This window comes from Achromobacter sp. (genome assembly GCF_049647645.1).
In the GTDB taxonomy this organism is placed as follows: domain Bacteria; phylum Pseudomonadota; class Gammaproteobacteria; order Burkholderiales; family Burkholderiaceae_B; genus Achromobacter.
Window position 1 is genome coordinate 1 of the sequence record NZ_JBARYB010000100.1, and the last position, 24,883, is coordinate 24,883.

The window sequence follows — 24,883 nt, forward strand, 5'->3', positions numbered from 1 at the left end:
CCACACCGCGGGCCTGGCAGCCGGTCTGCGCCGCCGCGGTGGATCCGGCCCGCGCGCCGGCCGCCGGTGACGGCGAGGGTGTGCGCCGCTTCCTCCAGACCTATCTGCAGCCCTGGCGCCTGAACGCCGCCGACGGCAAACCGGCCGCCAATACCGTGACGGGCTATTACGAGCCCCTGGTGCGCGGCTCACGCCGCCAGGGCGGCAGCCACCAATGGCCGCTGTACACCGTGCCGGCGGATCTGCTGACCATCGACCTGGGCTCGATCTATCCGGAATTGGCGGGCAAGCGCGTGCGCGGCAAGCTGGACGGCAAGCGCGTGGTGCCTTACGACTCGCGCGCCGCCATCGAGTCCTCCGGCCGCCGCCCGCCGGTGCTGGTGTGGGTGGACGACCCCGTCGACAATTTCTTCCTGCAGGTGCAGGGCTCGGGCCGCGTGCAGCTGACCGATGGTCCCGATTCCGGCAAGACCATCCGCGTGGCCTACGCCGACCACAACGGCCAGCCCTACGCGTCGATCGGCCGCTGGCTGATCGACCGCGGCGAGCTGTCCGCCGACCAGGCCTCCATGCAGAACATTCGCGCTTGGGCCCAGCGCAATCCCAAGCGCGTGCCGGAAATGCTCAATGCCAATCCGGCGGTGGTGTTTTTCCGCGAAGAAATGGTGGTCGATCCGGAACAAGGCCCCAAGGGCGCCTACGCCGTGCCGCTGGCCCCCATGCGCTCGATCGCGGTCGACGCGGGTTTCGTGCCCCTGGGCACGCCGGTGTTCCTGGCCACCACCTATCCGGCGTCCGACCGGCCGTTGCAACGCCTGGTGCTGGCCCAGGACACGGGCACGGCCATCCGCGGCGCCGCGCGCGCCGACTTCTACTGGGGCTACGGCGAGGATGCCGGCCAGCAGGCCGGTCGCATGAAGCAGCGCGGCCAGATGTGGGTGCTGTGGCCGAAACAGGCCGGGGAGCCGAGCGCAAGATGAGCCATCAGATCGTCGTTTGCGGAGCCGGCATCGTCGGCCTGTCCACCGCCCTGGCGCTGGCCCGCCGCGGTCAGCGCGTGGCCGTGCTGGCGCCGCGCGCCAGCGTGCCGCCAGCGGATCCGGACCGTTACCACCCGCGCGTCTACGCCATTTCGCCCGCCAGCCAGCGTTTTCTGGCCGAGCTGGGCGTGTGGGACGCCATGCCCGCGTCGCGGCTGACGCCGGTCAACGCCATGGAGATCCACGGCGACGCCGACGGCCAGGTGAACCTGAGCGCCTGGCAGGCGGCGCTGCCGCAACTGGCGTGGATCGTCGAGTCCGGCGAAATCGAGCGCGTGCTGATCCAGGCGGTCCGCATGTTCGGCATTCCCTGGCTGGAGGACCGCTGCACGGGCTACCGGGACGGCGCCATCGACACCGAAAGCGGCGCGCGCATCGAGGCCGAGCTGTTCGTGGGCGCCGACGGCGCCGCGTCGCCGCTGCGCGAAGCCGCCGGGCTGAAGCACGAGTCCGTGTCCTATGACGACACGGGCCTGGTGGTGCACCTGGATGCCGAGCGCCCGCACCAGGGCGCCGCCTTCCAGTGGTTCCGCGACGACGGCGTGCTGGCGCTGCTACCGCTGCCCGACACCTCGGCCGGTCCGCAGGTTTCCATGGTCTGGTCCATGCGCACCGAGCTGGCCCAGACGTTGTTGGCCTTGCCGCCCGAGGAGCAGGCCGTTCGCCTGGAGGCCTCGCTGGCCGACGCCGCCGAAGGCCGCCTGGGCAGGTTGAAGGTCCGCAGCAAGCTGCATGGTTTCCCCTTGACGCTGGAACGCGCCCAGATGGTCGCGCCCGGCATCGCGTTGGCGGGCGACGCGGCCCATCGCCTGCACCCGCTGGCAGGCCAGGGGCTGAACCTGGGCCTGGGCGATGTCGAAGCCCTGGCCCGCGTCGTTGCCGGCCGCGAAGCCTACCGCGCGGCGGGCGACCTGCGCGTCCTGCACCGCTACCAGCGCGCGCGCGCCGAACCGGTGCTGGCCATGCGCCTGGCCACCGACGGCCTGCACAAGCTATTCGCCTCGCGGGCGACGCCGCTGGTCTGGCTGCGTAACGCCGGCATGCACTGGGTGGAGCGGGCGCCGCTGATCAAGCGCCGCCTGATTACCGGCGCCTCGGCCAACTAGGGCGGGATCAGCCCCGCGGAACCTAGCTCGTGGGCGGACTGTCTGATCGATAGGGGGCGCTTGCCCGCGCAGGCGGGATGGGCTCCAGTGCGGATCGGTTACCCTTTCCGCACAAGAACACGATAGATAAGTACAGGAGTACCGATGAATTTCCGCATATCCGCCACCCTGGCGGCTTGTTTCCTGGCCGCGGGCCTGGGTTTGTCCGTCGGCGCGGCCGCCCAGGGCGACAAGTCTGTCTCGACCCAGTCGGTGGGGCAGCCCGGCAAGGGCGACAAGAGCTATTCCACCACCCAGGTGGCGCCGGCTGATCCGGTGGCGGACGCGGTCAAGGATCGCTTTCGCCAGCGTTTCGAAGGGATGGACGTGACGGCGGTGCGCCGCACGCCTTACGGCCTGTTCGAAGTGCAGCTGGGCATGGACCTGATCTACACGGATGAAAAGGTGACTTGGGTCATGGAAGGTCCGTTGATAGACGCCATGACGCGCCGCGACGTCACCCGCGAAACGCAGGAGCGCCTGAGCGCCGTGTCGTTCGACCAGCTGCCGCTGGACCTGGCCATCAAGCAGGTCAAGGGCGACGGCTCGCGCAAGGTCGCGATCTTCGAGGACCCCAATTGCGGCTATTGCAAGCAATTGCGCAAGACGCTGGAAAACGTCGACAACATCACGGTCTACACCTTCCTCTATCCCATCCTGTCGCCCGATTCCAAGGATAAGGTGCGCGACGTGTGGTGCTCCAAGGACCCGGGCGCTACCTGGGACGACTGGATGCTGCGCGGCAAGAAGCCGGCCACCGCGAATTGCGACGTGCCCGAGGACAAGCTGCTGGCCCTGGGCCAGAAGCTGATGGTGCGCGGCACGCCGACCACCTTCTTTGCAGACGGCTCGCGCGTCAGTGGCGCCTTGCCCCTGGATCAATTCAAAGCCCGCTTGAACTGACCGGCGCGCAGCGCCGGCCGGGAGGCTGGCGCCACGGGCGCCAAGCCACCCGGAGACAGCTCTTGAAAATCGCAATACTCGACGATTACCACGACGTAGCCAAGCGCTATGCGGATTGGACCTCGCTGGGCGGTGACGCCGAGGTGCGGATCTTCAATAATTTCATCCCGGAAGAGCAGGTCGAGCCCTCGCTCGAATCCTTCGACGTGATCGTCGCCATGCGCGAGCGCACGCCGTTTCCCGCGGAACGGATCCGCGCCCTGCCGAATCTGCGCCTGCTGGTCACCACGGGCATGCGCAACAACGCCATCGACATGCAGGCCTGCGCCGAGCAAGGCATCATCGTCTGCGGCGCGCCCGGCAGCGCCGACGCCAACACCGCCACGGCCGAGCTGGCCTGGGCGCACATCCTGGGCCTGTTCAAGCATCTGCCCGCCGAAGACGCGGCCATGCGCCGCGGCATGTGGCAGACCGCCATGCCCGAGCCGCTGGCGGGCAAGCGCCTGGGCGTGCTGGGCCTGGGCAAACTGGGGGCGGCGGTGGCCAAGGTGGGCCTGGCCTTCGGCATGGACGTGGTGGCCTGGAGCCCCAACCTGACCGACGAGCGCGCCGAGGCGGCGGGCGTGAAGCGGGTGGACAAGCACGAGCTCTTCGCCACCTCCGACGTCGTCAGCCTGCACCTGATCCTGTCCGAGCGCAGCCGCCACGTGGTCGACGCCGCCGCGCTGGCCGCGATGAAGCCGACCGCCTATCTGGTCAACACCTCGCGCGCCGGCCTGGTGGACCAGGAAGCGCTGATGGACGCGCTGGTGAAGTTCCGCATCGCGGGCGCCGGCCTGGACGTCTATCCCGAGGAACCGCTGTCGCCCACGGACACCGTGCGCGACCTCGACAACGTGATCCTGACGCCGCACCTGGGCTACGTCAGCCGCGAGAACTTCGAAGCTTTCTACCAAAACGCGCTGGAAGCGGTGAAGGCGTGGAAGGCCGGCAAGCCCATCCGCGTGCTGAACGCCTGAAGCTGCGCTCGCCGCAGCCTCAAAAGCAAAAAGGCTGCTCGCGCAGCCTTTTTGCTTTCCGCCCGGTGTTCATCCGCGCGTGAACGTCACCTTCTTTTCGACGATGGCGCCCGGCTCCTGCGCCTGCGGCGCGTCGCCACAGGCTTCACCGGCATCTTCCTGCGGATCCTCGGCGTCGAACGCCGTGTCGCCGTTGGCGTCCGGCACGCCGGTGGGCTTCAGGCCCACGAAGTCGAACAAGTCACGGTCCATCAGGTGCGAGGGCACCACGCGCGACAGCGCGTTGAACACATTCCACGAGCGGCCCGGATGCTGCTTGTCCCATTCCTTGATCATGCGGCCCACTTCCTTGCGCTTCAGGTTCTCTTGCGAGCCGCAGAGATTGCAGGGAATGATGGGGAACTGCTTGAGTTCCGCATAGGCGATCAGGTCGGTCTCCGGCACATAGGCCAGGGGGCGGATCACCGTGTGGCGGCCGTCGTCCGACACCAGCTTGGGCGGCATGCCCTTGGCCTTGCCGCCGTAGAACAGGTTCAGGAAGAACGTGCCCAGGATGTCGTCGCGATGGTGGCCCAGCGCGATCTTGGTGGCGCCCAGTTCGGAGGCGACGCGGTACAGGATGCCGCGGCGCAAGCGCGAACAGAGCGAGCACATGGTCTTGCCCTCTTCCAGCACGCGCGTCACGATGGAATACGTGTCCTGCGTCTCGATGTGGAAGGGCACGCCCAAGGTCTTCAGATACTCGGGCAGGATGTGGTCGGGAAAGCCCGGCTGCTTCTGGTCCAGGTTGACCGCGATCAGCTCGAACTTGAAGGGCGCGCGCTTCTGCAGCTGTAGCAGGATGTCCAGCATCGCATAGGAATCCTTGCCGCCTGACAGGCAGACCATCACGCGGTCGCCTTCTTCAAGCATGTTGTAGTCGGACAGGGCGCGGGTGGTTTCACGCGCCAGGCGCTTGGTCAGCTTGTTGCCTTCGTGGCGGGCCTTTTCTTCGGCCTCGGTGCGAAAGCGCACCTCGGGGGTAGCGATATCGTTCATGGTCAACGCGTGATCTGGATTTCCACGCCCACCGCCGCGCAGTCGGAAAAGGCCATGGGTTTGCTGATGCGCAGGCGCAGCGCGCGGATTTCCTGGAAGTCGGCCAGCAGGCGCGCCGCCACCTGTTCCGACAGGGTTTCGATCAGGTTCACGTGCGCCTGGGTGCATTCTTCCACGATGGCCTCGCGCAGCCGGCGGTAGTCCAGCACGCTGTGGATGTCGTGGTCGTCGACCGAGCGCTGGATGTCCACGTCGAATTCGGCGTCGACGTGCAGGGGCTGGGTGGCGCGGCGCTCGTGCTCGAGGATGCCGATGCGGGCATCGAGCGCGAGCCCGGAAAGAATGATACGGCGTGTAGGCATGATGAAAACCTGGGTGGGGTAGCCCGGAATTGTAAGGCGACAGCGGAACGAGGGCGGCGCGCTGGCTACAATCCGGCCATGTCCGGGCGTCCGCGAGGCGCCGGCGCAGTCAATAAGGGGTGAAATGCAACAGATGCACGATTCGGTCATTGTAGGCGGCGGCCCGGCCGGCGCCTCCTGCGCCCTGTGGTTGGCGCGGCTGGGCCTGTCCCCGCTATTGGTCGAGGCTGGCCCCCGGCTCGGCGGGCTGGGCAATGACAATCCTTTCGCCGACGACTGGATCGCCGTGCTGCCGGGCGTCACCGGGCAGCAGGTGGCCGCCAATATCGACGCCAGCGTGCGCGCGGCCGGCGTGCCGCTGCGCCTGGAAACCCGCGTAACCGGGGTGCGTCCCTGCAAGGGCGGCATCGAGGCCACGCTGGGTGGCTCGGATGGCGCTGAATCCCTGGTGCGCGGACGCACCCTGGTGATTGCCTCCGGCGTGCGCGCCAAGGGCTTGCCGGACCATCCCCCGGGCGCATCCTGGCCCGGTGTGCTGATCGGACCCGGCTCGCCGATCGTGGCGCAGGACTATTCCGGGCTGTCCGTGGCCGTCCTGGGCGGGGGTGACAACGCCTTCGAGAACTACGTCTACGTGCGCAATCGCGGCGCCCGCAGCGTGCATCTCCATGCCCGCAGCGTCCGCGCCCAGCAGCAATGGGTGACGCGCGCCGGCCGCGAAGGCGTGCATATCGGCCCCTACAAGGTGGACCCGGCCACCCGCAGCGTGGACGGCAGGCAATACGACCTGATCCTGGTCTTCTACGGCTGGGAGCCCCAGGCCGGTTTTGCCGACAGCCTGCACCTGGCCCGCGACGAGCGCGGCTACATCCGCACCGACTTCGCCACCGCCGAGACCAGCGTGCCCGACATCTACGCCGTGGGCGAGGTGGCGCACCGCATGCATCCCTGCGTGGTCACCTCCATGGCCGACGGCGTGGTTGCCGCCAAGGCCATCCAGCGCCGCTGGGAGCGCGGCGCGGAGTAGCGCGCGGCGTTCAGCCTTCAAGCAGGAATTCCTCGATCGCGGCCTCGAACGCTTGTGGCAATTCGATGTTGGCCAGGTGCACGGCGGGCAGGACCAGCAGCCTGGCGCCTGGAATGGCGGCAGCGATCTGCTCGCCATGGCTGGCCGCCGTGACCGTGTCGTGCTGGCCGGCGATGACCAGCGTCGGATTGGGGATCAGGGCGATGGTCGGGCGCAGGTCGAAATCCCGCACGGCTGCGAATGCGCCCGCCAGGCCATGCTTGTCGGTACTCAGCAGCATGGCGCGGAAGGGTTCGACGGCCGGGTTGCCCTCTCGTAACCAGGGCGCGGGAAACCAGTTCTTCAGGAAGGTCTCGGCCGTTTCCGACATGTCGTCCGCCCGCTCGGTGGCGGCGATGCGTTCGTCCCATTGCGGCGCCGGCCCCAGATAGGCCGAAGTGTTGCTCAGGATCAGGCGGCCGACGCGCTCGGGAGCATGCACCCCCAGCCACTGGCCGACGATGCCGCCCAGCGACAGTCCCAGGAAATGCGCGCGCTCGATGCCCAGCCCATCCAGCAGTTCCAGCACGTCACGGCCCAGGCGGTCCAGCGAGTAGGCGCCTTGCGGCACGCTGGATGCGCCATGGCCGCGGTAGTCGTAGCGCAGCACGCGGAAGTGGCGGGTCAGCGCGGGAATCTGCGCGTCCCACATGTGCAGCGTGGTGCCGATGGAGTTCGCCAGCACCAGCGTGGGCAGGCCGGCGCCGCCATCCTGGCGGTAGGCGATGCGGGCGCCATCGCCGGCGGTGAAGTAGGAGATGTCTTGCATGATGGTTGGCCTCGTGTGATTGGGGATGAGGCAAATCGTAGTTGCGCGCCGATCAAGAAAAAATTACAAAGTTCGAACAATCATTGTCGGAAAAACAGACATGAGCGAATTCACGTTGCACGATCTCCAGTGCTTCGACGCCGTGGTGCGCGCCGGCGGCTTCCAGGCGGCCGCCGCAACGCTGCACCGCTCGCATCCGGCGGTGTTCGCCGCCGTGGCCAAGCTGGAACGGCAGTTGGGCCTGACCTTGCTGGACCGCAGCGCTTACCGCGTGAGCCTGACTGCTGCGGGCCAGTCCTTCCATGCGCGTGCGCAATCGCTGCTGCGCGAACTGACCGCCTTGCGCGCGCACGCCGAACAACTGGCCATGGGCGAGGAAACCGAGCTGCGCATCGTGATCGGCGATTTTTGTCCGCGGCCTTATGTGCTGGGCTTGCTGAGCCGTTTCTTCGCGGACTGTCCGGCCACGCGCCTGGACCTGTACTTCGAAGCCGTGTCCGGGCCGCTGGAGCGCCTCTACGATGGCGAGGCCGATCTCATTCTGCATCGCGTCGACAAGAACGACGCCCGCATCGAATGGGTAGACCTGGCCAAGGTGCCCTTCGTACCCGTCGTGGCGCCGGGCTTTCTGCGCGAGTCCATGCCGCGCGCGATCAAGCCCGCGCTGCTGCGCGACTACACGCAATGCGTGATGCGCGACACCGCCACGCACTCGCCATCGCAAGACTATTTCACCGTCGAAGGCGCGCGCCAATGCACGGTGGCGGACCAGTTGATGAAGAAGGAGATCATCGTGCAGGGCATGGGCTGGGGGCATATGCCACGCTTTCTCATCGACGATGAACTGCGTGACGGCAGTCTGCTTTCCATCGCCAACCGCCATCTTCCCGGCAGCGTCGAAGAACTGGTGGCGGCGCGACGCGCGGACCGGGCGCAAGGTCCGGTGTCGAACCGCTTGTGGCAAGCCCTGCAGGATGCCGCGCCGGCCTTGCGCCGCGCCTTGGCATCGCGCCGCGGCCGCTAAGGGAAAATACGCATGGCATAGCGCCACACGCTTCTTCAGAATGCCTTCCAGACGCAAGTTCGTCTTCAAATTTTCGCCGACTGCCAGTGTTGCCAGTCAGGCGTAGGGCAAAAAGGCCCGAGCCGGAATTTCCGGCTCGGGCCTTTTCGTTTTCCGTTTGTCCATCGCTTTCCTTCGAATGGCGTTTCGCTGCGCCGTGGGCGCAGCTTTGCCTGAAGAAACGTGGACGCTGCGGGCGGACGGCAGTCGTCGTGATGTGGTGGGCAATGGCGCCTGTCCAATCCCGGGCAGTTCAGGGCTTGCGTGCAAGCCCCGGCCGGAGGCTTGCCTTCAGAAACGCACAGGAGCGCAACGATGAGCGTATACAACCGCCGCCGCTTTCTGCAGCACAGCGGCTCCATGGTCCTACTGAGTGCCGCATCGGGGATGGCAGCCTTGCCCCGCCAGGCTTATGCCCAAGATACCGTCAAACTGGGCCTGCTGCATTCCTTGTCCGGCACCATCGCCATCGCCGAGGCGTCGCTGGTGGACGCGGAGAAACTGGCGATCGAAGAGATCAACGCCGCGGGCGGCGTGATGGGCCGCAAGATCGAACCCGTGGTCGAGGACGGCGCGAGCGAGAACGCGGTGTTCGCCGAGAAAGCGCGCAAGCTGCTCGACCGCGACAAGGTGGCGGCCATCGTGGGCTGCTATACCTCGGCCTCGCGCAAGGCGCTGCTGCCGGTGCTGGCGCGCAGCAAGGGCCTGCTCTACTACCCCACCTACTACGAGGGCCAGGAGCAGGATGCGCGGGTGTTCTATCCGTCGCAGGAGGCCACGCAGTCCGTGATCGCGGCGGTGGAGTGGATGGCGCGTGAAAAGGGCAAGACCTTCTTCCTGGTCGGTTCCGACTACATCTATCCGCGCACCTGCAACAAGATCGCCAAGCCGGCCATCGCGCGCATGAATGCCAAGGTGGTGGGCGAAGAGTATGCGCCGCTGGGGCATACGGAATTCTCTTCCATCATCAACAAGATCAAGGCCGCCAAGCCCGAGTGCATCTACAGCACCGTGGTGGGCGGCTCGAACGTGGCGTTCTACAAGCAGCTGCGCGCGGCCGGCCTGGACGGCACGCGCGTCGTGCTGCTATCCACGGTGGTGTCCGAGAACGAGATCGAAGGGATCGGCAAGGACAACGCGGCGGGCTACTACGCCTGCATGGGCTATTTCCAGAGCCTGCAGAATCCGGCCAACGAAAAGTTCGTCCGCGCCTTCAAGGCCAAGTACGGCCAGGACCGCGTCATCGGCGATCCGATGGAGGTCGCCTACAACAGCGTGTACCTGTGGAAGCTCGGCGTGGAGAAGGCCGGCTCGTTCGATCCCGACAAGGTGATCGCGGCCTCGGCGGGGCTGACGTTGCAAGCGCCGGAGGGCACCGTGCGCGTGCATGAAACCAACCACCACGTCTGGAAGAAGGTGCGCGTTGGCAAGGCGCGGCCCGACGGGCAGTTCGACATCGTCTGGGAATCGGCGGACCTGATCGAACCCAATCCCTTCCCGAAGCTGTAGTCCGCGCTTGCGGATGCTTGCAAGCCCATGGCCGGCGGCAATGCCGCCGGCCCAGCCTGGAACGTGATCATGAATCTCGACATCGCGGCAATGCAGGTTTTCAACGGGATCAGCCTCTTCAGCATTCTGCTGCTGATGGCGATCGGCCTGGCCGTCGTGTTCGGCCTGATGGGCGTCATCAACATGGCCCACGGCGAACTGATGGCCATGGGGGCCTATACGACCTATGTGGTCTCGGTCGTGTTCCAGCATTGGGCGCCGGGCTGGATGGACGTCTATCTGTTCGCGGCCATTCCGCTGGCATTCCTGGTCACCTTCGCCTTCGGCTATGTGCTTGAGCGCGGCTTCATCCGCTGGTTCTACAACCGTCCGCTGGACACGCTGCTGGCGACCTGGGGCTTGAGCCTGATCCTGCAGCAGGTCTACCGCTCGGTGTTCGGCGCGCAGGAAGTGAGCGTGCCTTTGGCCTCCTGGCTCAGCGGCGCGTGGGAGCCCACGCCCGATCTGCAGTTTCCACTGAACCGCATCTTCATCCTGGGCCTGACGCTGCTGGTGGCCGCGGGCGTGTACCTGCTGCTCTACCGCAGCGCCTGGGGCCTGCGGGTGCGCGCCGTCACGCAGAACCGCGCGATGGCCGGCGCCGTCGGGATCAACACGCGGCGCGTGGACGCGCTGACCTTCGCGCTGGGTTCCGGCCTGGCGGGCATCGCCGGCTGCGTCTTCACCATGATCGGGTCGACCAACCCCGGCACCGGCCAGCTCTACATCGTCGATTCGTTCATCGTGGTGGTGTTCGGCGGCGTGCAGAGCCTGCTGGGCACGGCGTTCTCCGGCCTGGCCATCGCGCAGTCGCAGACCACGCTGGAGTACCTGATGAGCGGCTCTATGGCCAAGGTCACGATCCTGGTCCTGGTGATCGTGGTCCTCTATTTCCGCCCGAACGGGCTGTTCGCCAACAAGACTCGGGGGTGATGCGATGAATGCCCTGCACCGGAAAACCGAAGAGATCGCGATCCTGCTGGTCGCTGCGCTGATCCTGGCCGTCCTGCCCCTGTCGCTGGATCCGTTCCGGCTGAACCTGGTCGGCAAGTACATGGCGTTCGCATTCGTGGCGATAGGCATCGTGCTGACCTGGGGCTACAGCGGCGTGCTGAGCCTTGGGCAAGGCATATTCTTCGGGCTGGGCGGCTACATGATGGCCATGTTCCTGAAGCTGGAGGCTTCCGCGCCGGAACTGCCCGACTTCATGGTGTGGAGCAGCGTGGAGAGCCTGCCGGTCTGGTGGCAGCCGTTCCACTCGCTGACGCTGACGCTCTTGCTGATCATCGTCCTGCCGGGCCTGGCCGCCTATCTGTTTTCCCTGGCGATTTTCCGCAAGCGGGTCAGCGGGGTGTACTTCGCCATCGTGACACTGGCCCTGGCGATGACGCTGACCGTGCTCATCGTCGGCCAGCAAGGAGACACGGGCGGCGCCAACGGCATCACTGACTTCCGCACGCTGCTGGGCTGGGACATCGTCGGCGACGATGGCAAGCAGGCGCTTTACTTCATCGAAGCCGCCGCGCTGATCGTGGCGATGCTGGCGGCGCTGGCGATCGTGCGTAGCCGGTTGGGCAAGATCCTGATCGCCATCCGCGACCGCGAGGACCGCGTGCGCTTTTCGGGCTACGACACCGCGCACGTGAAAGCCTGCATTTTCACCGTGGCCGCCATCCTTTCCTCCATCGGCGGCGCCTTCTTCACCCTGCAGGTCGGCCTGATCTCTCCGGGAGCGATCGGCGTGGTGGCGTCGATCGAGATGGTGATCTATGCGGCTGTTGGCGGCCGTCTCTCGATTCCAGGGGCCGTGGTCGGCGCCTTGCTGATCGGCTTTCTCAAATCCTATCTGTCCGAGACCTTCCCGGAAGTGTGGCTGTACTTCCTGGGCGCCATCTTCATTGCGGTGGTCGTGATCATGCCCAACGGCTTGGCCGGCGTGTTCGGCCAGATCCAGGCGCGCCGCGCCGCGGGGAGCGCGCGATGAGCGCCACCCTGGACCTGCAGGAGCCCGCCAGCATGAATATGAGCAGCGACCGCCCGGCGCCTGGCGCCATCCTCAGCGTCGAGGACCTGACGGTCTCGTTCGACGGCTTCCGGGCCGTGGACGGCCTGAGCCTGCGCGTGGCGCAGGACGAACTGCGCGTCATCATCGGCCCCAACGGCGCGGGCAAGACCACGCTGCTGGACATCATCTGCGGCAAGACCCGGCCGTCCGCGGGCCGCGTGATGTTCCAGGGGCGCGACCTGGTGCGGATGGCGGAATTCGACATCGTGCGCGCGGGCGTCGGGCGCAAGTTCCAGACGCCGTCGGTGTACGAGGACCTGACCGTGCTGGAGAACTTCGAGATCTCGCTGCCGAATGCGCACGGCGTGGTCCGTTCGCTGCGGTTCCGGCGCACGGCCGACATCCGCGAGCGCATCCAGGACATGGCCGCACAAGTGTTCCTGCAGGACCGCCTGGCGGAGAAGGCGGGCCGCCTGAGCCATGGGCAGAAGCAATGGCTGGAGATCGGCATGCTGTTGATGCAGAGCCCGCAGCTGCTGTTGCTGGACGAGCCCGTGGCCGGCATGAGTCCGCGCGAACGCGAACAGACGGCCGAGCTGCTGGCGCGGATCTCGCGCGGAAAATCGATGGTGGTCATCGAGCACGACATGGATTTCGTCAAGCGCATCGCGCACAAGGTGACCGTGCTGCACCAGGGCCGGCTGCTGAGCGAAGGCACCGTGGCCGAGGTGCAAGCCGATCCGCGCGTGCTGGACGTGTATCTGGGTCATTGAAAGGGAGGATGCGCCATGTTCCGGATCGACAAGCTGAACGTGAGTTACGGGGAATCCCACGTCGTCCACGACGTGTGCTTCGAAGTGGCGCCCCGTGAGTCCGTGGCCATCATGGGCCGCAACGGCATGGGCAAGACCACTTTGCTCAAGGCCCTGATCGGCATGCTGCGGTCGGGCTCGGGCAGCATCCGGCTGGACGGCGTGGAACTGGCCGGCATGGAGAGCTACCAACGCGTGCGCAGCGGGCTGGCCTTTGTGCCGCAGGGCCGGATGATCTTCCCGTTCCTGACCGTGGAGCAGAACATCCTGACGGGCGCCGAACGCAGCGGGCTTAAGGCCGTGCCGGAATACCTGTACCGCTTTTTCCCGGTGCTGCACGAGATGCGCCGGCGCAAGGGCGGCAACCTGTCCGGCGGACAGCAGCAGCAGCTGGCGATCGCCCGGGCGCTCATTTCCGATCCGCGCGTACTGATCCTGGACGAGCCCACCGAGGGTATCCAGCCTTCCATCATCAAGGACATCGCGCGGGTCCTGAATGCGCTGCGCGAGGAACGCGGCTTCGCCATCGTCGTGTCGGAGCAGATGTTGGGCTTCGCGCTGGACCTGGCCGACCGCTTCCTGGTCATAGACCGGGGCCGCATCGTGCACGAGGCGTGCCGCGAGAACCTGGACCAGGACAAAGTCAGATCTTTCCTGACGGTATGACCGTCAACCACCGAGGAGCATTGTCATGAGACATGGAGATATCTCCAGCAGCAACGATTGCGTGGGCGTGGCCGTCGTGAACTACAAGATGCCGCGGTTGCATACCCGCGCCGAGGTGATGGAGAACGCCCGCAAGATCGCCGACATGGTCGTGGGCATGAAGCGCGGCCTGCCCGGCATGGACCTGGTCATCTTCCCCGAGTACTCCACCCACGGCATCATGTACGACGCCAAGGAAATGTACGAAACCGCTTCGGCGATCCCGGGTGAAGAGACCGCGGTGTTCGCCGACGCCTGCCGCAAGGCCAACGTCTGGGGCGTGTTCTCGCTGACCGGCGAACGCCACGAAGAGCACCCCAACAAGGCGCCCTACAACACGCTCATCCTGATGAACAACAAGGGCGAGATCGTGCAGAAGTACCGCAAGATCATGCCCTGGGTGCCGGTCGAAGGCTGGTATCCGGGCGATTGCACCTACGTGTCGGAAGGCCCCAAGGGCCTGAAGATCAGCCTCATCATCTGCGACGACGGCAATTACCCCGAGATCTGGCGCGATTGCGCCATGCGCGGCGCGGAACTGATCGTGCGGTGCCAGGGCTATATGTACCCGGCCAAGGACCAGCAGGTCATGGTGTCCAAGGCCATGGCGTGGATGAACAACGTCTATGTGGCGGTGGCCAATGCCGCGGGCTTTGACGGCGTCTATTCCTACTTCGGCCATTCAGCCATCATCGGCTTCGACGGCCGCACCCTGGGCGAATGCGGCGAGGAAGACATGGGCGTGCAGTACGCCGAGCTGTCGACCAGCCTGATCCGCGACGCGCGCAAGAACATGCAGTCGCAGAACCATCTGTTCAAGCTGGTGCACCGCGGCTACACCGGCAAGATCAATTCCGGCGAGGAGGCCACGGGCGTCGCGGCCTGCCCCTACAACTTCTACGCCAACTGGATCAACGATCCGGAGGGCACGCGCAAGATGGTCGAGTCCTTTACCCGGTCCACGGTGGGCACGCCGGAGTGCCCGATAGAGGGCATCCCCAACGAGGCCGCCAAGCATCGCTAGGCATGCCTGCCACCCATCCCGTCCGCCCGGTTCCCGCGCCGGGTGGACGCCAGCCGAGGACATGAACCGTGCCGTCTCCGCTCGATACCTACCGGATTGCGCAAGAACCCTTCTACCGTCCCACGGGGCGGGAAACCGCGCTGTACGAGCACGCCTACGCGCACCGGCTGCCCATGATCCTGAAGGGCCCCACCGGCTGCGGTAAGACGCGGTTCGTGGAGTACATGGCCTGGAAGCTGGGTCGTCCGCTGGTCACGCTGGCGTGCAACGAGGACATGACCGCGTCCGATCTGGTGGGCCGCTATCTGTTGGATGCGGATGGCACCGCCTGGCATGACGGCCCGCTGACGCTGGCCGTGCGCCATGGCGGCATCTGCTACCTGGACGAGATCGTCGAAGCGCGCCAGGACACCACGGTGGTCATCCATCCGCTGACCGACGCGCGGCGCATCCTGCCCCTGGACAAGAAGGGCGAGGTGGTGCGGGCCCATCCCGATTTCCAGCTGGTGGTGTCCTACAACCCGGGCTACCAGAGCAGCGCCAAGGATCTCAAGCCTTCCACCCGGCAACGCTTCGTCGCCCTGGATTTCGATTATCCGGAGCCTGGGCACGAGGCCGAGATCGTGGCGCACGAGGCCGGCATAGACCACGCCTTGGCGGACCGGCTGGTGCGCATCGCGCACAGCTCGCGCGAACTCAAGCGGCATGGGCTGGACGAAGGCGTGTCCACCCGCATGCTGATCTATGCCGGCATCCTGATCCGCGACGGCGTCAGTCCCGCCGAGAGCTGCGACATGACGATGACGCGCGCGCTGACCGACGATCCCGACATGGCGGCGGCGCTGCGGGCGCTGGTCGACGCGAACCTGGAATGAACATGCGAGCCGTCCTGTCCGCGGGGGAGGGAGCCGGCGCCGGCGCACGCCCGGCGGGCACGCTGGATGACAAGTTGCGCCGCCTGGCCGTGCGCAGCGGCGAGGACCAGGCCGCGGAGGCGCGGCGCTGGATCGACTTGCTGCACGACGAAGACCCAGAGTGCGCCGCAGCCGTGGCGGACCGGCTCGACCAGTTGATGGCGAAGCTGACAGCGGGCGGGCTGGGGCGCTGGATGCTGGCGGGCCTGCGGCACTATGAACGCCAGCCCGCCTTGTTGCGCGCCTACTTCCAGTTGCGCGATGCCTATGCGCGCGAGGCCTTCAACGGCGAAGCGGGCGCGCAGGAGCTGGAAGCCGCGCAGGCGCGGCTGTCATGGCTTTTGTGCGGCCTTTCGGGCAGGGCCATGGCGGTCGAAGCCTTGCGGCGTCCGGCGCTGGACGGTCCGCCTTCCCGCCCCATCCTCGCGCCTACGCATCTGCTGGTGCCGGACAGCTACACCGTGTTGGACGGCGCCGACCGCTGGGCGCTGTACCGCGCGGCCGTGGCGCATGCGGCGGCCCATCTGCGCTATTCGCCGGCAGCGCAGCCGGTCGCGAGCCTGAAGCCCATGGGCGTGGCGGTAGTGTCCGCCATCGAGGACGCACGGGTGGAGCGGCTGCTGGCCGCGGACTATCCCGGCGTGCGCCGCTGGTTCCTGGCGTTCGCGCCATCGTCCCCCGATCCTGCGGACCTGGGATTCGCGGCGCTGATCCAGCGCATGAGCCGCCTGCTGATGGACCCGTCGCTGCGTGACGACAACCATTGGGTGAACAAGGCGCGGGCATTGTTCGAGGCGCAGTCCGCCGATCTGCGCGACACGGCGGCCTTCCGCCGCCTGGCGTCGGTGCTGGCGAACGACCTGGGTCAGATGCGGGTGCGCTTCAATCCGCAGCAATACGCCGTGCCGGTCCCTTATCGCGACGACAACGCCTACCTGTGGGACTACGGCGACACGGCCGAACCGCCGCCTGAGCTGGCCCTGGGTTCGCAGGGGATGGCGCCCGAACCCCGCGATGCGGCGCCGCAAGGGCAGGACGACGTCCAGCAAGCTGCCAGCGAAACGGAACTGGGGCGCTATCGCTATCCCGAATGGGACTACAAGCTAGGCCGCAGCCGGCCGGACTGGTGCACCGTGATCGAGAAGCTGCCCGGCTGGAATGGCACGGCACCGCCCGCGCTCGCCGGTCCCGCGCAGCGGCTGGCCTTGCCGCAATCGCGGCGCCTGAGCCGCGCGCGCCGCCTGAGGCGGCAATGGGAAGGGGATGACATCGACCTGAATGCCGCGATCGAAGTCCTGATCGACCGGCGCCTGGACCTGGCGCCGGACGCCCGCTACTTCATGCGGCCCGGCAGCCAGCCTTGCGCCAGCAGCACGCTGGTGCTGCTGGACCTGTCGACTTCGGCCAACGACCTGGCGTCCGACGCCGGGACGACGGTGCTGGATCTGGAGAAGCAGGCGGCGATGCTGCTGGCGCAAGCTACAGCGGGCGAAGGCGACAGGATCGCCGTGCACGGCTTCTGCTCGGATACGCGGGCGGCGGTCTACTACTACCGCCTGTTGGAGGCGGGCGCTCCGGTGGCGACTGCGTTGGGCCGCATAGGCGCGGCCCAGGCCCGCTATTCGACGCGCCTGGGCGCTGCGCTGCGGCATGCCGGCGCGTTGGCGCTGCTCGTTGCGGGCGAGCGCCGCGCCATCATCGTCGTGACCGACGGCGAGCCTTCCGATGTCGACGCGCACGACCCGCGCTATCTGGTGGACGACGCGCGCGAGGCGGTGCTGGAATTGCGCAGGCAAGGCGTGAGCGTGCATTGCGTCGCGCTGGACGCCAAGGCCGAACCGCAGCTGCGCGCCATGTTCGGCTTCCGCGGCTACCGGATCGTGACGAATCCGGCGGCGCTGCCGCAGGCGCTGCTCCGCGCCTATGCCAGGGCGTCACCATGACGACCCCAGGAATCCACGTGTTGACGGCGGCTGCCGCTGTGCTGAAACTGATGAACTCGAAAAAGGATGGATGTCCGCGCCAGCGGGCGTCCCGATCATGGCAAACAAAGATCCCATCCGCGTAGGCGTGTTGTTCTCTGAAACGGGGGCCACATCGACCATAGGCCGTTCCCAGCTGCAAGGCACGCTGCTGGCCATCGACGAGATCAACGAGGCGGGCGGCGTCGACGGCCGCGAGATCGTGCCGGTGCGTTACGACCCGAGGTCGGACCCCGCCACCTACAGCGTGCTGGCCGAAAAGCTGATCACGCAAGACCGCGTGAACGTCATATTCGGCTGCTACATGTCCAGCAGCCGCAAGGCGGTGCTGCCGGTGGTCGAGAAGTGGAACCGGCTGCTGTTCTACCCGACGCTGTACGAAGGGTTCGAGTTCTCGAACAACATCATCTATACCGGCGCCGCGCCCAACCAGAACAGCGTGCAGCTGGCGGAATTCATGACCGCCAACTTCGGCGCCCGCGTCTACCTGATCGGCTCGGACTACATCTATCCCTACGAGTCCAACCGCATCATGGGCGAGCTGGTGCTGCAGCGGCAGGACAGCGCCAAGCTCGGCGAGCGCTACGTGCCCCTGACCGCGACCGAGCGCGACTACCGGGAAATCCTGGACGACATCCGCAACAAGCGGCCGGACTTCATCTTCTCCACCGTGGTGGGCAACTCCACGGCCTGCCTGTACCGCGCCTACGCGGACGCGGGCTTCGATCCGAAGACCATGCCCATCGCCAGCCTGACGACCTCCGAAGCGGAAATCTCGCAGATGGAACCCGAGGTCGCGGCCGGCCATTTCACCTCCGCGCCGTACTTCCAGTCCATCGATTCCGACATCAACCGGCGCTGCCTGGAACGCCTGCGGCGACGTTTCGGCCACGATTGCGTGCCCAATCTTTGCTGGGAAGCGGCGTACTTCCAGATGCACATCTTCGCCAATGCCTTCCGCGACACCGGCACCGACGAAATCGCGCAAATCCTGCCGCGCGTGCTGCAAAGCGAATTCCAGGCGCCCCAGGGCCGGGTGCGCATCGATCCCACCAATCATCACACTTGCCTGTATCCGCGTGTCGGCCGGGTCAACGCCAAGGGCCAATTCACCATCGTGCGCGAGGCCACGCGGTCCGTGCATCCCGATCCGTACCTGGTCACCCATTCGCTGGGCGACTGGACGGCTACCCTGAGTTCGCTGGACATCTGATGGGCGATATCGCCAGCCGCCAGCGCGCGGAGCGCGCGACGCCCTCCCTGCTCAAGGACCTGCGCACGCTGCGGATCGCCGTCTATCATCCCGACGACGCCGACGGCCGCCAGCTGACGCAGCAATTGCAACGCATCGGCTGCCAGGTGCAGACCTTCTGGCCGCCGGCGCCCACGCTGCCCGAGGGGCTGGACGCGGTGTTCCTGGCCGTGCGGCCGGACGTGATCGACCTGGGCTTCGAATGGGCCAAGAGCGATGACGCGCCCATGGTCATCGCCATCGTCACCTACGAGAATCCGACCATCGTCGAAGCGGTGCTGCGCATCGGGGCGAAGGCGGTGCTGCCTTCGCCAGTGCGCTCATTTGGCCTGCTGTCTTCGCTGGTGGTGGCGCGCCAGGTCTATGACGACATCAAGTCGCATGCCCGGCGCCTGCGCAAGCTCGAGGGCAAGCTGCTGGGCGTGCGCCGCATCGCGGAGGCCAAGAGCATCCTGATGCGCACGCGCAACGTCACCGAGGACCAGGCCTACGACCTGATCCGCGAGCAGGCCATGAACAAGCGCGTCACGACTGAAGAGATCGCGGGCGCCATCGTCAACGCCAACGAAATCCTGTCGCTGGGCAAGTAGGGCGCGCCGCGCCGGTTCAGTACTTGCCGGTCAGCAGCTCGCCCGCGTTGGGCACGCGCGCTTCCAGGTCCAGCACCTTCAGCATCCGGTAGACCGTTGCCGCGGCGGCCGTCACCACCGGCAGCCCCAGGCGGTCCTGTGTCGGCTGGATCGACGCGAGCGACGGCATTTGCACGCAGGCGGACAGCACCACCGCGTCCACGCCGCGCGTATTCAGGCGCTCCACATGGCTGGCCGGCGCCATCGGATCCTGCGCGCCGACCTTCAGGTTGTCGGGGATCTCCAGCGACAAGCTGTCCTGCACCTCGATGCCTTCGTTTTCGATGTAGTCCACCACCAGCTTGGTCAGCGGCTTCATGTAGGGCGTCAAGATCGAGACCTTGCGCGCGCCGATCGCATGCAGGCCTTCCACCAGCGCGCCGGCGCTGGAGATCACCGGCGCCGGCGCGCCGTTGTCGACCGTGGCCTGATGCAGGCGTTCCTGCGAGACGCGGTGATAGCCCAACCCCTGGCTCATGATCGCCACCAGGCAGGCATAGCCCAGCACGTCCACCCGCGCGTCGGACAGCTCCTGCGCGCAACGGTCCGACTCCCGGTCCATCGACGCCAGTTCCGCCGCCGTCACTTGCTTCATGCGCATGCGGCTGGAATGGAAGGTGAAACGCTCCGGCGCGATCGTCTCGCGCAGCCGCAGCATGGCCGGGATCTCGGTTTCCATGGTGGTGTTGGAACTGGGCACGATCTGGCCGATGCGCAGGGCGCGGGGGGAAGTGGTCATGGCGATGCTCCTCGAAAGGCGTAAGAGGGGCCGGCCCGCGACGGGGCGCGGGAAATCGGCGATGCGAAATACGGATGTCAGCCGGTGGCAGTGCCTGCGGCGGCGAGCGCTGGTCTCATGGCAGGTCCCCGGATGTTGTCGTTTGCTCTATCGGCAGGACTTATTCTGGTCGCCGGGAACGATATTTTCCAATATAGTTTTTATCTGGTTTGATATCTTTCCCAAATAACTGGCCGCCATGGAAATCCGCCAACTCCGTTATTTCGCCGTGCTGGCCGAAGAACTCAACTTCACCCGCGCCGCCGCGCGCCTGCACATCTCGCAACCGCCGCTCAGCCTGCAGATCGCGCAGCTGGAGCGCGAACTCGAGGTCAAGCTGTTCGACCGCAACAACCGCCGCGTGACCCTGACCGAGGCCGGCGAAGCCTTCCTCAACGACGTGCGCGCGCTTCTCGCCAGCCTGAAGGACGCCACCGTGCGGGTCCGCGCCGTGGACCAGGGCCTGGCGGGCCGCATCGAGGTAGGCCTGTCCGGATCGCACTTCATGGGCCCCGTGCCCGCGCTGATCGCCCGCTACAAGGCCTCCCACCCCCAGGTCTCCGTGCTGCTCAATGAAATGAACCCCGCCGCGCAGCTGGACGCGCTGCGCGGACACCGTATCGACGTCAGCATCTCGCGCACCGCCGTCGACGACGAGGAACTGCAATCCATGCCTCTGTGGCAGGATCCCGTCGTGGCCGTGCTCCCCAAGGGCCACCCCCTCTCCGGCCGCAAGCGGCTGGAACTGAAGGACCTGGCCGGCCAGGCCTTCGTCATGCTGCGCCAAGACACTTCGGCCTTCGCCCGCACCTTGGCCGAAACCTGCGCCCGCGCCGGCCTGCCCCTGTCCGCCGCGCAAACCGTCGCCGAAGTCCCGGCGCAGCTGGCGCTGGTAGCCGCAGGGCTGGGCGTCGCCCTGGTGCCCCGGTCCACCTGCCGCCATGCCGCCGACCGCGTCGCCATTTGCAGTCTGCCTGCCGACATCGCCCGCGCCATGGTCTACGCCGTCACCCGCCGGCTGGGCAGGAGACGCGCGTTGGATACGTTTTTGCAGACTGCGGCGCAGATGAAGGAGGAGTGAGGGCGTAATCGCTGACGGTCCACAAATATTCGACGCAAGACCCCAGCCCCAGAAGGCTGCCCGCGCCACCGGCCGGGCCGCCGCGGCAGGCGGCCTCAAGAACACAAAGACCGGCCCCCAAAAACAAGGAGCCGTCCCACAAAAGACGGCCCCAAGAAAACCAAGCAAAGCAAAACAACTCAGCCCGTCAACACGCAATCCAAAGCCTCCGGCGCACCCAGTCGCACCCGGAACTCCCTCAACTCATCCCGCCGAAACACATGCACGTGCACGCGATCGCCCGCCCGGTACTGCGCCAATAGCAGCTCCAGTCCCGCCGGCGCATCCACCCGCAAGCCATCCACCGCCACCAGCACATCCCCGGCCGACAACCCGCCCTTATGCCCCGCGCCGCCCTCCAGCACCGTCGCCAGCAACAGCGACTCGCCCTGCTTGCGCGTACGCACATCCAGCGAAGGAATATTGGCCGCCGTCTTCCATTGCAGCTTGATGCCCTGCGGCTCCAGCAATTCAGCCAGCGGCACATCCGCCGTCCCATAGGCATGGCGCGCAATGAAACGCCGCGTATCCACGCCCGTGGCTTCGAGAATCAAGGCCGGCAGTCCGTCCTCGGCCAGACCCTGCGGCTTGCCCTGATAAAAGTCACGCCCATACCGGCCCCACAGCAAACGCATCACATCATCCAGCGAGCGCGCCCCGGCCGTTTCCCGGCGGATCAGCAGATCCAGCCCCAGCGCCACCAGCGCGCCCTTGGTGTAGTAGCTGACCAGCGCATTCGGCGAGTTCTCATCTTGCTTGTAATAGCGCGTCCAGGCATCGAATGAACTCTCCGCCACCGACTGCTTCGTGCGCCCCGGCGTGCGCGCCACGCTGGTGATGGTCTTGGCCAGCAGACGCAGATAGTCGGGCTGCGTGATCGCGCCCGAACGCAGCAGCAACAGATCGTCGTAATAGGACGTGAAGCCTTCGAACACCCACAGCAGGCGGGTCAGGTCAGGCTGCGAAAGATCGTAGGGTACGAAGGCTTCCGGCTTGATCCGCTTGACGTTCCAGGTATGGAAATACTCATGGCTCACCAGGCCCAGGAAACCACGGTAGCCTTCGCCCTGGCCCTGCTGGCCCATCACCGGCAAGTCCTTGCGCGCCGTCATCAGCGCTGTGCTGGCGCGATGCTCCAGCCCGCCGTAGCCGTCGCCCGTCACCATCGTCATGAATACGTAGCGGTCCGAGCTGTCCAGGAAAGGCGCGCGCTTGCTGCGCGGCTCGAAGAACGCGATCTGCGTCTCGCAGATCTTGCGCACGTCTTCCGTGATCCGCGCCAGATCCAGATTGGGCGCAACGCCGGTGAACACCAGCTCGTGCTCGGCGCCATGCGCCACGAAGCTCGACACCTGCGGCGTGCCCATTTCCACCGGATGGTCGATCAGCGCGTCATAGTCCGGCGCCAGGTACAGCCCAAAGCCATGGCGGCGCGCGGCGCCCTTGTGGCCGCGCGCTTCCGGCAGGCTGGTGTAGACCTTCCAGCCCTGGATCGAACGCGGCGGCGCCAGGTCCACCAGACAAGGCAGATGGTCCTGGCCATGCACCCGCAGGAACACGCTGGTGCCGTTGAAGAAGCCGTGGGTTTCATCCAGGTGCGCGCCGCGCACCGACAGGTCCCAGGCATAGACTTCGTACTCGACCCGCAGCGGACCCTCGCAGGGCGCGGCTTGCCAGGTGTGGTTGTCGGTCTTTTCGACCGGCACGCGCCGGGAGCCCGAATAGGCGGCCAGCGATTCGATCTGGCGGGAGAAATCGCGGATCAGGTAGCTGCCCGGAATCCAGGCCGGCAGCGACAGGCGCTGGCCGCCGGGGGAGGGCGCTGCGATGCTTAGGGTTATCCGGTAGCGGTGTCCGGCCGGGTCGTGGGGCGCGAGGCGGTAAAGTAGCGGCAGAGCGTTGTCTTTTTCCATGGACATATCTTACTTTCATACTTATTCGGAGACATCAATGAGCGAGTCGTTTGTACTGGTCGAAACCCGGGGCCGCGTCGGCCTGCTGACGCTGAACCGTCCCAAGGCCCTGAACGCCTTGAACGATCAACTGATGGATGAGCTCGGCGCGGCGCTGCTGGCGTTCGAAGCGGATGCCGGTATCGGCGCCGTGGTCATCACCGGCAGCGAAAAGGCCTTCGCCGCCGGCGCCGACATCGGCGCCATGAAAGACTGGTCGTACATGGACGTGTATGGCGGCGAATACATCACCCGCAACTGGGAAACGCTCAAGCGCATCAAGAAGCCCGTGATCGCCGCAGTGGCCGGCTACGCCCTGGGCGGCGGCTGCGAACTGGCCATGATGTGCGACATCATCATCGCCGCCGACAATGCCAAGTTCGGCCAGCCCGAAATCAAGCTGGGCGTGATCCCGGGCGCCGGCGGCACCCAGCGCCTGCCGCGCGCCGTGGGCAAGGCCAAGGCCATGGACCTGGCGCTCACCGCCCGCATGATGGGCGCCGAGGAAGCGGAACGCGCCGGCCTGGTGTCGCGCGTGGTCGCGGCCGACAAGCTCATGGAAGAAGCCATGGACGCGGCCACCGTCATCGCCTCCATGTCCTTGCCCTCGGTCATGATGGCCAAGGAATGCGTCAACCGCGCATTCGAAGGCTCGCTCAACGAAGGCCTGCTGTTCGAGCGCCGCGTGTTCCATTCGCTGTTCGCGACCGAAGACCAGAAGGAAGGGATGGCGGCTTTCACTGAAAAGCGCAAACCGGACTTCAAACACCGTTAATCCTTGTTACGCCCAGGTTGAAGGCCTGGACGGAGCCGGATTCACCGCACGCGCCCTTCTAGGGCGCGTTTTTTTCGCATGCATTCTTTGGCGCGCGACGTGTTGCGCCTTGACACGCTTGGGCAGCACCTTGTTGCAGAGTTCGGTCCTATCCTGAAAAAGCGTCACCACGAGGTGCCGCGCCAGAGAGGCTTGCCCGAACTGGCATGCCTGGCGCGGCGGCTCGCTTGCAGACAACACCAATAAGGAGCCTTGCATGCGTACATCTATCGCTACCCGCCGGTGGTCCGCCGCGGTGCTTGCAGGCGCGCTGAGCGCCTGCTTCGTTACCGCCACGCAGGCGCAATCGCCGCGTCCCTCCATGCGCCTGGTGTCCGAGACGCCGTATCCGGCCGCCTCCGCGCCCGCCGCGCAGATGAGCGAGCAAGAGCTGCGCGACATCGCCATCGACGCCTATGTCTACGCCTATCCGATGGTGCTGATGGAATTGGCGCGCCGCAAGGCCACGGCCGTGCAGACGCCGCTGGACGGCAAGGCGCCGGTGAACCAGTTCGGCCACAAGGCCGCCTTCCCCGATCCGCGCGCGGGCGACGTGCCTTGGCCCAGCGCCGATGCGCTCTATTCCAGCCTGTGGTTCGACGTGTCGCGCGCGCCGCTGATCGTGAACCTGCCCGCCACCGGCGACCGCTATATGGTGCTGTCGGCCCTGGACATGTGGAGCGACGTGTTCGCTTCGCGCGGTACGCGCACCAACGGCAACGGCGCCCAGTCCTTCGTCCTCGTCGGCCCCGGCTGGCAGGGCAGTGTGCCGCCTGGCATGGACGTGATCCACAGCCCCACCGCCACCGGCTGGCTGATCGGCTGGACTCAGGCGGGCGGCCCGCAAGACTACGCGGCCGTCAATCAGATCCAGGCCGGCATGACCGCCAGCCCGCTGGCCGCGCCGGCCACCGCCCGGCCCGCCGCCAACCGCGGTTCGCGC

General features: G+C 66.6%; 24 protein-coding genes. 19 read left to right on the forward strand and 5 right to left on the reverse strand.

Going from position 1 to position 24,883, the window contains the following annotated elements; translation table 11 throughout:
- From WBB14_RS12240 to WBB14_RS12255, 4 genes are all read left to right on the forward strand, one after another.
- Window positions 1-980, forward strand: a 980-nt coding sequence (locus WBB14_RS12240) for a murein transglycosylase A (RefSeq protein ID WP_424240057.1), incomplete at its 5' end; no start/stop codon positions are given.
- The gene (locus WBB14_RS12245; RefSeq protein ID WP_424240058.1) at window positions 977-2,146 is read left to right on the forward strand and encodes a UbiH/UbiF family hydroxylase; all 1,170 of its coding nucleotides are present in this window, start codon (window positions 977-979) and stop codon (window positions 2,144-2,146) included. The genes WBB14_RS12240 and WBB14_RS12245, both read left to right, overlap by 4 nt.
- A gap of 144 nt (window positions 2,147-2,290) precedes the next feature.
- Window positions 2,291-3,088: a DsbC family protein gene (locus WBB14_RS12250; protein WP_424240059.1), complete on the forward strand. Its 798-nt coding sequence runs from the start codon at window positions 2,291-2,293 to the stop codon at window positions 3,086-3,088.
- Window positions 3,089-3,150: 62 nt separating this feature from the next.
- Window positions 3,151-4,107 (forward strand): D-2-hydroxyacid dehydrogenase family protein, encoded by a 957-nt coding sequence (locus WBB14_RS12255; RefSeq protein ID WP_424240060.1) that lies wholly within the window; start codon window positions 3,151-3,153, stop codon window positions 4,105-4,107.
- Window positions 4,108-4,176: 69 nt separating this feature from the next.
- Here the strand turns inward: WBB14_RS12255 and ttcA are convergent, their stop codons facing one another.
- Together ttcA and folB are read right to left on the reverse strand one after the other, a co-directional pair.
- Entirely contained in the window at window positions 4,177-5,145 is a 969-nt protein-coding gene (gene ttcA, locus WBB14_RS12260; RefSeq protein WP_424240061.1) for a tRNA 2-thiocytidine(32) synthetase TtcA, read from the reverse strand.
- A 2-nt stretch (window positions 5,146-5,147) separates the two neighbouring features.
- The gene (gene folB / locus WBB14_RS12265; RefSeq protein WP_013391106.1) at window positions 5,148-5,507 is read right to left on the reverse strand and encodes a dihydroneopterin aldolase; all 360 of its coding nucleotides are present in this window, start codon (window positions 5,505-5,507) and stop codon (window positions 5,148-5,150) included.
- Window positions 5,508-5,631: 124 nt separating this feature from the next.
- Between folB and WBB14_RS12270 the strand changes: the two genes are divergently transcribed.
- Complete coding sequence (locus WBB14_RS12270; protein WP_424240062.1) at window positions 5,632-6,534, forward strand: NAD(P)/FAD-dependent oxidoreductase; 903 nt, start codon at window positions 5,632-5,634, stop codon at window positions 6,532-6,534.
- Window positions 6,535-6,544: 10 nt separating this feature from the next.
- Here WBB14_RS12270 and pcaD read toward each other — a convergent pair whose 3' ends face one another.
- Window positions 6,545-7,342, reverse strand: coding sequence for a 3-oxoadipate enol-lactonase (gene pcaD, locus WBB14_RS12275; protein ID WP_424240063.1), 798 nt, complete (start codon window positions 7,340-7,342; stop codon window positions 6,545-6,547).
- 100 nt (window positions 7,343-7,442) lie between these two features.
- Between pcaD and WBB14_RS12280 the strand changes: the two genes are divergently transcribed.
- The 11 genes from WBB14_RS12280 to WBB14_RS12330 all read left to right on the forward strand — a co-directional run bounded on the left by WBB14_RS12280 (window position 7,443) and on the right by WBB14_RS12330 (window position 19,237).
- Entirely contained in the window at window positions 7,443-8,366 is a 924-nt protein-coding gene (locus WBB14_RS12280) for a LysR family transcriptional regulator (protein ID WP_424240064.1), read from the forward strand.
- Window positions 8,367-8,720: 354 nt separating this feature from the next.
- Window positions 8,721-9,914 carry an urea ABC transporter substrate-binding protein gene (gene urtA, locus WBB14_RS12285; RefSeq protein WP_332014778.1) on the forward strand — a complete coding sequence of 398 codons (1,194 nt, stop codon included), beginning with the start codon at window positions 8,721-8,723 and terminating at the stop codon, window positions 9,912-9,914.
- 69 nt (window positions 9,915-9,983) lie between these two features.
- A complete protein-coding gene (gene urtB / locus WBB14_RS12290; RefSeq protein ID WP_424240065.1) occupies window positions 9,984-10,886 on the forward strand; it encodes an urea ABC transporter permease subunit UrtB in 903 nt (300 codons plus the stop codon).
- A 4-nt stretch (window positions 10,887-10,890) separates the two neighbouring features.
- Window positions 10,891-11,937, forward strand: coding sequence for an urea ABC transporter permease subunit UrtC (urtC, locus tag WBB14_RS12295; RefSeq protein ID WP_424240066.1), 1,047 nt, complete (start codon window positions 10,891-10,893; stop codon window positions 11,935-11,937).
- Window positions 11,938-11,969: 32 nt separating this feature from the next.
- Complete coding sequence (gene urtD / locus WBB14_RS12300; protein ID WP_424240074.1) at window positions 11,970-12,731, forward strand: urea ABC transporter ATP-binding protein UrtD; 762 nt, start codon at window positions 11,970-11,972, stop codon at window positions 12,729-12,731.
- Between the two features lie 15 nt (window positions 12,732-12,746).
- Window positions 12,747-13,436, forward strand: a complete 690-nt coding sequence (gene urtE / locus WBB14_RS12305; RefSeq protein ID WP_424240067.1) for an urea ABC transporter ATP-binding subunit UrtE — start codon at window positions 12,747-12,749, stop codon at window positions 13,434-13,436.
- A 25-nt stretch (window positions 13,437-13,461) separates the two neighbouring features.
- A complete protein-coding gene (locus tag WBB14_RS12310; protein WP_424240068.1) occupies window positions 13,462-14,499 on the forward strand; it encodes an aliphatic amidase in 1,038 nt (345 codons plus the stop codon).
- Window positions 14,500-14,567: 68 nt separating this feature from the next.
- On the forward strand, window positions 14,568-15,374 hold the full coding sequence (locus WBB14_RS12315; protein ID WP_424240069.1) for a CbbQ/NirQ/NorQ/GpvN family protein: 807 nt from the start codon (window positions 14,568-14,570) through the stop codon (window positions 15,372-15,374).
- A 2-nt stretch (window positions 15,375-15,376) separates the two neighbouring features.
- Complete coding sequence (locus WBB14_RS12320) at window positions 15,377-17,356, forward strand: nitric oxide reductase activation protein NorD (RefSeq protein ID WP_424240070.1); 1,980 nt, start codon at window positions 15,377-15,379, stop codon at window positions 17,354-17,356.
- A gap of 97 nt (window positions 17,357-17,453) precedes the next feature.
- On the forward strand, window positions 17,454-18,608 hold the full coding sequence (locus tag WBB14_RS12325) for a transporter substrate-binding domain-containing protein (protein ID WP_013391118.1): 1,155 nt from the start codon (window positions 17,454-17,456) through the stop codon (window positions 18,606-18,608).
- The gene (locus tag WBB14_RS12330; protein ID WP_332013679.1) at window positions 18,608-19,237 is read left to right on the forward strand and encodes an ANTAR domain-containing response regulator; all 630 of its coding nucleotides are present in this window, start codon (window positions 18,608-18,610) and stop codon (window positions 19,235-19,237) included. Before WBB14_RS12325 ends, WBB14_RS12330 begins: the two co-directional genes overlap by 1 nt.
- 16 nt (window positions 19,238-19,253) lie before the next feature.
- Here WBB14_RS12330 and WBB14_RS12335 read toward each other — a convergent pair whose 3' ends face one another.
- Window positions 19,254-20,015, reverse strand: coding sequence for a maleate cis-trans isomerase family protein (locus WBB14_RS12335; protein ID WP_013391120.1), 762 nt, complete (start codon window positions 20,013-20,015; stop codon window positions 19,254-19,256).
- A 238-nt stretch (window positions 20,016-20,253) separates the two neighbouring features.
- Here WBB14_RS12335 and WBB14_RS12340 point away from each other — a divergent pair, with 238 nt between their 5' ends.
- Window positions 20,254-21,135 (forward strand): LysR substrate-binding domain-containing protein, encoded by an 882-nt coding sequence (locus WBB14_RS12340; RefSeq protein ID WP_424240071.1) that lies wholly within the window; start codon window positions 20,254-20,256, stop codon window positions 21,133-21,135.
- Between the two features lie 179 nt (window positions 21,136-21,314).
- Here the strand turns inward: WBB14_RS12340 and WBB14_RS12345 are convergent, their stop codons facing one another.
- Window positions 21,315-23,093, reverse strand: a complete 1,779-nt coding sequence (locus tag WBB14_RS12345; RefSeq protein WP_424240072.1) for a M61 family metallopeptidase — start codon at window positions 23,091-23,093, stop codon at window positions 21,315-21,317.
- Window positions 23,094-23,124: 31 nt separating this feature from the next.
- On the opposite strand from WBB14_RS12345, the gene WBB14_RS12350 reads away from it, so the two are divergent.
- Together WBB14_RS12350 and WBB14_RS12355 are read left to right on the forward strand one after the other, a co-directional pair.
- Complete coding sequence (locus WBB14_RS12350) at window positions 23,125-23,901, forward strand: enoyl-CoA hydratase (RefSeq protein WP_013391124.1); 777 nt, start codon at window positions 23,125-23,127, stop codon at window positions 23,899-23,901.
- Between the two features lie 256 nt (window positions 23,902-24,157).
- The coding region (locus WBB14_RS12355) for a DUF1254 domain-containing protein (RefSeq protein ID WP_424240073.1) at window positions 24,158-24,883 on the forward strand (726 nt) is incomplete at its 3' end.

Bases quoted from the DNA above. Each gene is read 5' to 3' on its own strand.
- WBB14_RS12245 (WP_424240058.1), top strand. From the start codon at position 977: ATGAGCCATCAGATCGTCGTTTGCGGAGCCGGCATCGTCGGCCTGTCC.
- WBB14_RS12250 (WP_424240059.1), top strand. From the start codon at position 2,291: ATGAATTTCCGCATATCCGCCACCCTGGCGGCTTGTTTCCTGGCCGCG.
- ttcA (WP_424240061.1), bottom strand. From the start codon at position 5,145: ATGAACGATATCGCTACCCCCGAGGTGCGCTTTCGCACCGAGGCCGAA.
- folB (WP_013391106.1), bottom strand. From the start codon at position 5,507: ATGCCTACACGCCGTATCATTCTTTCCGGGCTCGCGCTCGATGCCCGC.
- WBB14_RS12270 (WP_424240062.1), top strand. From the start codon at position 5,632: ATGCAACAGATGCACGATTCGGTCATTGTAGGCGGCGGCCCGGCCGGC.
- pcaD (WP_424240063.1), bottom strand. From the start codon at position 7,342: ATGCAAGACATCTCCTACTTCACCGCCGGCGATGGCGCCCGCATCGCC.
- WBB14_RS12280 (WP_424240064.1), top strand. From the start codon at position 7,443: ATGAGCGAATTCACGTTGCACGATCTCCAGTGCTTCGACGCCGTGGTG.
- urtA (WP_332014778.1), top strand. From the start codon at position 8,721: ATGAGCGTATACAACCGCCGCCGCTTTCTGCAGCACAGCGGCTCCATG.
- urtB (WP_424240065.1), top strand. From the start codon at position 9,984: ATGAATCTCGACATCGCGGCAATGCAGGTTTTCAACGGGATCAGCCTC.
- urtC (WP_424240066.1), top strand. From the start codon at position 10,891: ATGAATGCCCTGCACCGGAAAACCGAAGAGATCGCGATCCTGCTGGTC.
- urtD (WP_424240074.1), top strand. From the start codon at position 11,970: ATGAATATGAGCAGCGACCGCCCGGCGCCTGGCGCCATCCTCAGCGTC.
- urtE (WP_424240067.1), top strand. From the start codon at position 12,747: ATGTTCCGGATCGACAAGCTGAACGTGAGTTACGGGGAATCCCACGTC.
- WBB14_RS12310 (WP_424240068.1), top strand. From the start codon at position 13,462: ATGAGACATGGAGATATCTCCAGCAGCAACGATTGCGTGGGCGTGGCC.
- WBB14_RS12320 (WP_424240070.1), top strand. From the start codon at position 15,377: ATGCGAGCCGTCCTGTCCGCGGGGGAGGGAGCCGGCGCCGGCGCACGC.
- WBB14_RS12325 (WP_013391118.1), top strand. From the start codon at position 17,454: ATGGCAAACAAAGATCCCATCCGCGTAGGCGTGTTGTTCTCTGAAACG.
- WBB14_RS12330 (WP_332013679.1), top strand. From the start codon at position 18,608: ATGGGCGATATCGCCAGCCGCCAGCGCGCGGAGCGCGCGACGCCCTCC.
- WBB14_RS12335 (WP_013391120.1), bottom strand. From the start codon at position 20,015: ATGACCACTTCCCCCCGCGCCCTGCGCATCGGCCAGATCGTGCCCAGT.
- WBB14_RS12340 (WP_424240071.1), top strand. From the start codon at position 20,254: ATGGAAATCCGCCAACTCCGTTATTTCGCCGTGCTGGCCGAAGAACTC.
- WBB14_RS12345 (WP_424240072.1), bottom strand. From the start codon at position 23,093: ATGTCCATGGAAAAAGACAACGCTCTGCCGCTACTTTACCGCCTCGCG.
- WBB14_RS12350 (WP_013391124.1), top strand. From the start codon at position 23,125: ATGAGCGAGTCGTTTGTACTGGTCGAAACCCGGGGCCGCGTCGGCCTG.